A 6,132-nucleotide genomic window follows, 5' to 3' on the forward strand; every position below is an offset into this window, starting at 1 on the left:
GGGCCGCAGGAGCGGCCGAGGCGGCGGGACGGGGCTCGGGGCGCGGACCCGGCTTGGGCGCGCCACCTCCGCCCTTCGGAGCGGTCTTGCCGAACGCATCGGACAGACGGCGGACAACTGGCGCCTCGATCGTCGAGGAAGCCGACCTTACGAACTCACCCATCTCCTGGAGCTTGGCCATGACGACCTTGCTCTCTACACCGAACTCTTTCGCGAGTTCGTACACCCGGACCTTGGCCACTGCACTCCCAATCTGGCCCGGGGCGTGTTTCCGGGCCGTCGCTAACCAGTCATCGCGTGCTGCTCATCGAGCGCTCATAGCAATCTCGACCTGCTTCCGACTCGTTCTTTCGATCAGACAGCCCCATCTGAGGGCTGCCCGCTGCCGTCTTGGAGATACCGCAACAGGACAGAACTATCGGGCGTTTCCTTCAGCCGCAAGGCTTTAAAGAACGCTCGACGCCGTATCGCCTGTTCCAGGCATCCCAGATCGGGGTGCAGCGAGGCACCCCGTCCGAGCAGTCGTTTACGCGGGTCAGGCGTGAGAACGCCTTCCACCGCTACGACGCGCATCAAGTCGGCACGGCTCGCCCGTTTCCTGCACCCCACACATGTGCGGACAGGGCCCGGAAAGCCGCCATCTCTCAGTCTACCCCGCCGAAGCCTCCGCGGCGTCGGGGGTGTCTCCCGGGGGGCCTGAGTTCCCGGAGTTCTCGGTGTCGGGCCGGATGTCGATGCGCCACCCGGTGAGGCGGGCGGCGAGCCGGGCATTCTGGCCTTCCTTACCGATCGCGAGGGAGAGCTGGTAGTCGGGGACGATCACCCGGGCCACGCGGGCCTCGGCGTCGATCACCTCGACGGAGTTGACGCGCGCCGGCGACAGGGCGTTGCCCACGAAGGTCGCGGGGTCCTCCGAGAAGTCGACGATATCGATCTTCTCGCCGTGCAGTTCGGTCATCACGTTCCTGACGCGGCTGCCGAGCGGACCGATGCAGGCGCCCTTGGCGTTGACGCCGTTCTTGCGCGACCGGACCGCGATCTTCGTGCGGTGGCCGGCCTCGCGGGCGATCGCCGAGATCTCGACGGTGCCGTCGGCGATCTCCGGGACCTCCAGCGCGAACAGCTTGCGCACGAGGTTCGGGTGGGTGCGCGACAGCATGACCGACGGCCCGCGGTGGCCCTTGCGGACCTGCACCACGTACGCCTTGAGGCGTTCGCCGTGCTCGTAGGACTCGCCCGGCACCTGTTCCTGCGGCGGCAGGACGGCCTCGAGCTTGCCGAGGTCGACCAGCACGTTGCGCGGGTCCTTGCCCTGCTGGATCACGCCGGCGACGATGTCGCCCTCGCGGCCCGCGTACTCCCCGAAGGTCAGCTCGTCCTCGGCGTCCCGCAGCCGCTGCAGGATGACCTGCTTGGCGGTGGTCGCCGCGATCCGGCCGAAGTCCGGCGGGGTGTCGTCGTACTCGCGTCCGGGCACGCCCTCCTCGTCGACCTCGGTCGCCCACACGGTCACATGGCCGTTGGTGCGGTTGAGCTCGACCCTGGCCCGCTGCGCCGCGCCGTTGCGCTGGTAGGCGATCAGCATGGCGTCCTCGATCGCTTTCACGATGAGGTCGAAGGAGATGTCCTTCTCTCGCTCCAAAGACCGGAGCACATTGATATCGATGTCCATGGCAGTTCTCCCCGCCCCTTAACCTTCCTCGTCGTCCTGGAGCAGGTCGTCTGCCTCGATGCGGCGGAACTCCACCTGAACCCGGCCGGGACCGATCGCGGACGGCGCGTAGGAGACCTCGCCGCCGCCGACCTCCAGCCGGATCTTCTCCTCGTCTGCGTCGATCACACGCCCCTCGACCGCCACTCCTTCGGCGGTGGCGAACTTGACCAGCCGTCCCGCGGCCCTGCGCCAGTGGCGCGGGTGCGTGAGGGGCCGGTCGACGCCCGGTGAGGTGACCTCGAGCACATAGGGTGCGCCGCCCAGGAGATCGGTCTCGTCCAGTTCCGCGGCGATGGCCCTGCTGACCACGGCCACGTCATCGAGGTTCACGCCGCCGTCGGCGTCCACCACGATGCGGACCACGCGCCGCTTGCCTGCCTGCGAGATGTTGACGTCCTCGAGATCGAAGCCTGCTTCGGCCGTCACGGGCCCCAGCAGCTCGATCAGCGCGGTCACCTGGCGGTCCCCCCGAACGCGGCCGTCTCGCGCCTCTGCGCTCACGGGACCCTCCTCTTTGGGTGCTATGCGTATGCTCTGACCACCCAAGACTATCGACAGCGGAACCGTAGGGTGTGTATTCGCCTGGCGAACCACTGCGTTATGGGATGCTGTTGCCCTCCAGACGATCTTCCGAGGAGCCCCGCTTGCCCGTGCCCGTCTCGCGCCGTGCCCTGCTGGGCGGCGGGGCCGCGCTCGCGACGCTGGCCGGATGCGCCTCGGAGAAGACGGCTGATCTGCGGCCCGAGCCGGACGTCGCGATCCTGTTGACGGCCCTCGCCGACGAGCGGAATTTGATCTCCTTGTATGAGGCCGTGATCGCGGCCCACAAGGGACTTCCCTCGCATTTCGCCGACGCGCTCCAGCATCACCGCGATCATCTGGCCGCCCTGGAGAAGCACTATCTGCCGGGCACGGGCGACGCCACGGCCACCCCGCAGATCACCTCGCCGACGGCCGCCGCCCCGCCTTCGGGGCTCGCCGCGGCCAAGGCGGCGCTGCGCGCGGCCGAGCGTTCGGCGGCGGCGGCGCGGGTGTCGGACGTCACCAAGGTCGCGCCCGGGATGGCCCAGTTGCTGGCCTCGATCGGCACGTGCGAGGCGGGCCACGCGACCGTTCTGGCGTTCGGAGGCTCCGATGGCTGAGGGCAAGGGCGACGTCGCCAAGCTGAACAAGGCGCTGCGGGCCGAGCATTTCGCGATCTACGGCTACGGGGTGGTCGGCGGCCGGTCCGAGGGCGGCGCCCGGGCCCTGGCGACCGCGCTGTGGGAGGCCCACCGCACCCGCCGCGACCGGCTCGTCGAGCTGATCGGCGCGGAGGGCGGGCAGCCGGCGGCCTCGGAGGCGGCGTACGCGATGCCCGCGGTGAAGTCGCCGACGGCGCTCGCAGCCCAGCTCGAGGGGACCGTCCTGGACGCCTATCTGGCGCTGGCCGGGGCCTCGACGGGGCAACTGCGCAAGTTCGCCGCCCAGGCCATGCAGGAGGCGATGGGCCGGCAGGTCCGCTGGTCGCGGACGGGGCCCGCCGAGTCGTTCCCCGGCCTGGCCCCCTCCGACGTGGTCCCTACCGCGAGTCCTTGACCGCGACGATCCCGCCGACCACGCCCACGTAGGCGGTGCCGTCGGGGCCGAGCGTGACGGGCGCCCAGTTGTTGTCGAAGTACTTTCCGGTGCCGGTGAGGACCTTGAACGCGGTCCGGCCGGTGTGCCAGTCGATCGCGGTCAGGTACCAGGCGTCGACGCCGTCCTTGCGGGGCTCCTTGGTGTAGGCGTAGACGAGCCCGGTCGCGACGCTGGCCTTGGCGACCGTGGACGGGCTGTGCTCCGGGCTGGTCCAGGCGGTTTTGCAGCCCTTGGCGGTGACGTCGATCCGGCTGAGCCCGCCGTGGTTGCTGGCGCCCGGCTTGAGCTCCAGGAAGTTGCGGTAGCCGGAGTTGTTCTCGACGACGAGGCTGTTGCCGAAGCCGATCAGCGAGTTGTCGGACGCCGACTTGAACTTCCCGAAGACGGGCACCTTGCAGAGCAGTCTGCCGTCGGACTCCCGGTAGACCAGCACGTTCATCCGCGGGTCGGCGTTGTCGGTGATCCCGACGTACTTGCGCCCCAGGAAGGTGGGGGTGGTGCCGGAGCCCTGGTCGAGCTGGCCGGACTTGCGGCGGGTGCCGCGGTCGTAGGTCTTGCGCCAGACGATCGTGGGCTTGCCGCGGCGCGCCCGGAACTTGTAGAGGGCGTGGTCGGAGACGATCGAGACGCCGTCCTCGCTGGCGGCGAAGGAGTTCTGGATCGCCTCGCCCTTCAGCCGGACCGTCTTGATCTTGCCTGTCCTGGGGTTGATCACGCCGATCCTGGCGTGCTTGGTGACCCACCAGATGTTGCCCTGCCAGTCCGGCTGGACGGAGGTGACGGGGTCGCACTCGCCCTTCGGCTTCGGCTTGGCCCAGGTCGGGCAGGAGTGCGGGACGAGCCGGGTGAGGTCCCAGTCGTCGGTGGCCTTGAACCGCCAGCCCTTGCCGGTCTTGACGTGCGCGAACCTGCGGACGTGGAACGCGGAGTCGGCGAGCACCGCGCGGTCCTTGTCGTCCAGGTAGTAGTAGGCGCCGCCGGAGGTGTCGGTGAGCACCTTGTCGAGGTCGCCGCTGGTGACGGCCTGGACGGTCGAGGGGCGCGGCGGCAGCGCGAAGGTCGCCAGGTCCTTGAGGGTGGCGGGGTCGATCAGCCGGAGCGTGAAGTTCGCGGCCTGGACGCACTGGGCGACGATCAGCCCGGTACTGCGCGCGTAGTTGACGGTCGAGCAGAGCCCTGGCAGGCCGCCGGCCTTCGTCTCGGTCCGCACCCGGGGGTCGCGGCCGAGCGGGCCCGCGAAGGGGTAGGTGTCGGAGGCGTAGCTGTCGGCGTGCATGGCGGCGTAGCCGGGCGCGGCCATGTGGGGGTTGCGGGGCACGGGGCGTCCGGCGATGGGGTGCGGGACGGCGGGGGCGCCGAGGAAGGACGGGAGCCTGTCCTTTCCGGGGGCGTCGGGGATGGGGGCGGCGACGGCGGGTGTGGCGGCGGCCAGCAGGGCGAGTCCTGCGGCGGCGGGACCGAGGGAACGGCGCATGAATCCTAGTTTCTAGGTAGGAATTCTTGTGTGATCAACAACATACTGGGAGGATCGTGGAAAACAGGGCGGCCGTTTCGGAATATCGGCGCGGAATCGCGCTGTTCGGGTAGTCATGCGGAAGCTCCTGGTGATCGTCCTCGGCTGGGGGCTCGTGCTGACCGGCTGCGGCCGCTCCCCCGCGCCGTCCCCCGCCCCCGCCCCCTCCGCGACTTCCGCCGGTCCGGCCGGAACGGTCGGCACGCTGATCAACCCGGCGGGCAGGCGCCTCTGCACCGCGACGGTCGTCGGACGCGATCTGCTGCTCACGGCCGCGCACTGCGTGCGGCGCGGGGAGATGACGTTCGCGCCGCGCTACGCCGACGGCCGGCGGCCCCTCGGCACCTGGAAGATCACCGGAACGGCCGTGGAACCGGCCTGGACGGACACCCGCGACGACGACGCCGACCTCGCCTTCCTGCGCGTGGCCGCGCTGGAGGGCCGCCATCTCGGCGACGTCGCGGGCGTCTCCGCACCGGTGTTCACCGGCCTGCCCGACGGCGCGACGGTCACGATCCTCAGCTATCCGAACTCCTCCCCCGTGCTGGTCACCACCAGGACCGAGGTCGAGGCGGTCGACGGCGGCGACGACGTCCGGATCAGCGGCCCCGCCCTCGGCAACGGCTCCAGCGGCAGCCCGTTCTACGGTCCGGACGGCGGGGTGGCGGCCGTCCTCGGCGGGTATCTGGGGGGCGGCACCAAGCTGCGCGTCTCCTATGCGACCGTCCTGGACGAAAGGGCCGAACGGCTCTACCGGAAGGCACTCGCGACCCTCTGACAGGATTCCCTCCCTCCGCACGGGGAATTCTTTGCGGTACCCGGACGGTTGCCGCGGAGGGGAGGTGGTCGCCGTGCGCAGAGCAGGCCGTTTCTTGATGCTCGCCGCGGTCGCCGTCTCCCTGGTGGTCTTCGCCGACGAGCTGCCCTCCCCCGCCGCCGTCTGGCACGAGGTGTCGCGGGCCGACCCGCGCTGGCTGGCACTGATCGTGGTCACCGAACTGCTCTCGATGAGCTCCTTCTCCCGGTTGCAGGGCAGGCTGCTGCGCGGCGGCGGGCTGGCGGTCTCGCGCCGGAGGGTCTTCGCCGTCACCTACGCGGGCAACGCGATCTCCGCGACCCTGCCGGCGGGGCCCGCGATGAGCCTGGCGTACGCGTTCCGGCAGTGGCGCGCCCAGGGGGCGTCCCGGCATCTGGCGACGGCCGTCGTGCTGGTCGCGGGGGCGGCGACGACGCTGTCGTACTCGGTCGTCACGTCGGCGGCGCTGCTGGCCGAGCCGCGTTCGCG

9 protein-coding genes are annotated in these 6,132 nt (G+C 70.4%); 4 read left to right on the forward strand and 5 right to left on the reverse strand.

Going from position 1 to position 6,132, the window contains the following annotated elements; all coding sequences use genetic code 11:
• The 4 genes from ACYVE7_RS27455 to rimP form a co-directional block, all read right to left on the reverse strand.
• A partial coding sequence (locus tag ACYVE7_RS27455) for a translation initiation factor IF-2 N-terminal domain-containing protein (RefSeq protein ID WP_460368575.1) occupies positions 1 to 241 on the reverse strand: 241 nt, incomplete at its 3' end.
• A gap of 113 nt (positions 242 to 354) precedes the next feature.
• The gene (locus ACYVE7_RS27460) at positions 355 to 609 is read right to left on the reverse strand and encodes a YlxR family protein (RefSeq protein ID WP_460368576.1); all 255 of its coding nucleotides are present in this window, start codon (positions 607 to 609) and stop codon (positions 355 to 357) included.
• 40 nt (positions 610 to 649) lie between these two features.
• The gene (gene nusA, locus ACYVE7_RS27465; protein WP_460368577.1) at positions 650 to 1,672 is read right to left on the reverse strand and encodes a transcription termination factor NusA; all 1,023 of its coding nucleotides are present in this window, start codon (positions 1,670 to 1,672) and stop codon (positions 650 to 652) included.
• Between the two features lie 18 nt (positions 1,673 to 1,690).
• On the reverse strand, positions 1,691 to 2,170 hold the full coding sequence (gene rimP / locus ACYVE7_RS27470) for a ribosome maturation factor RimP (protein ID WP_460368579.1): 480 nt from the start codon (positions 2,168 to 2,170) through the stop codon (positions 1,691 to 1,693).
• Positions 2,171 to 2,358: 188 nt separating this feature from the next.
• Here rimP and ACYVE7_RS27475 point away from each other — a divergent pair, with 188 nt between their 5' ends.
• Together ACYVE7_RS27475 and ACYVE7_RS27480 are read left to right on the forward strand one after the other, a co-directional pair.
• The gene (locus ACYVE7_RS27475; RefSeq protein WP_460368580.1) at positions 2,359 to 2,856 is read left to right on the forward strand and encodes a hypothetical protein; all 498 of its coding nucleotides are present in this window, start codon (positions 2,359 to 2,361) and stop codon (positions 2,854 to 2,856) included.
• The gene (locus ACYVE7_RS27480) at positions 2,849 to 3,292 is read left to right on the forward strand and encodes a ferritin-like domain-containing protein (protein ID WP_460368582.1); all 444 of its coding nucleotides are present in this window, start codon (positions 2,849 to 2,851) and stop codon (positions 3,290 to 3,292) included. The genes ACYVE7_RS27475 and ACYVE7_RS27480 overlap by 8 nt, the downstream gene beginning before the upstream one ends.
• Here ACYVE7_RS27480 and ACYVE7_RS27485 read toward each other — a convergent pair.
• Positions 3,276 to 4,808: a hypothetical protein gene (locus tag ACYVE7_RS27485; RefSeq protein WP_460368583.1), complete on the reverse strand. Its 1,533-nt coding sequence runs from the start codon at positions 4,806 to 4,808 to the stop codon at positions 3,276 to 3,278. The two genes, ACYVE7_RS27480 and ACYVE7_RS27485, sit on opposite strands and share 17 nt — an antisense overlap.
• Positions 4,809 to 4,923: 115 nt before the next feature.
• Here ACYVE7_RS27485 and ACYVE7_RS27490 point away from each other — a divergent pair, with 115 nt between their 5' ends.
• Together ACYVE7_RS27490 and ACYVE7_RS27495 are read left to right on the forward strand one after the other, a co-directional pair.
• Positions 4,924 to 5,625, forward strand: coding sequence for a trypsin-like serine peptidase (locus tag ACYVE7_RS27490; RefSeq protein WP_460368584.1), 702 nt, complete (start codon positions 4,924 to 4,926; stop codon positions 5,623 to 5,625).
• Positions 5,626 to 5,698: 73 nt separating this feature from the next.
• On the forward strand, positions 5,699 to 6,132 hold a 434-nt coding region (locus ACYVE7_RS27495; RefSeq protein WP_460368586.1), incomplete at its 3' end, for a lysylphosphatidylglycerol synthase domain-containing protein.

The sequence above is a fragment of the Actinocorallia lasiicapitis genome (assembly GCF_054778695.1).

Coding starts and splice junctions, on each gene's coding strand:
- nusA (WP_460368577.1), bottom strand. CDS start 1,672: ATGGACATCGATATCAATGTGCTCCGGTCTTTGGAGCGAGAGAAGGAC.
- ACYVE7_RS27480 (WP_460368582.1), top strand. CDS start 2,849: ATGGCTGAGGGCAAGGGCGACGTCGCCAAGCTGAACAAGGCGCTGCGG.
- ACYVE7_RS27485 (WP_460368583.1), bottom strand. CDS start 4,808: ATGCGCCGTTCCCTCGGTCCCGCCGCCGCAGGACTCGCCCTGCTGGCC.
- ACYVE7_RS27490 (WP_460368584.1), top strand. CDS start 4,924: ATGCGGAAGCTCCTGGTGATCGTCCTCGGCTGGGGGCTCGTGCTGACC.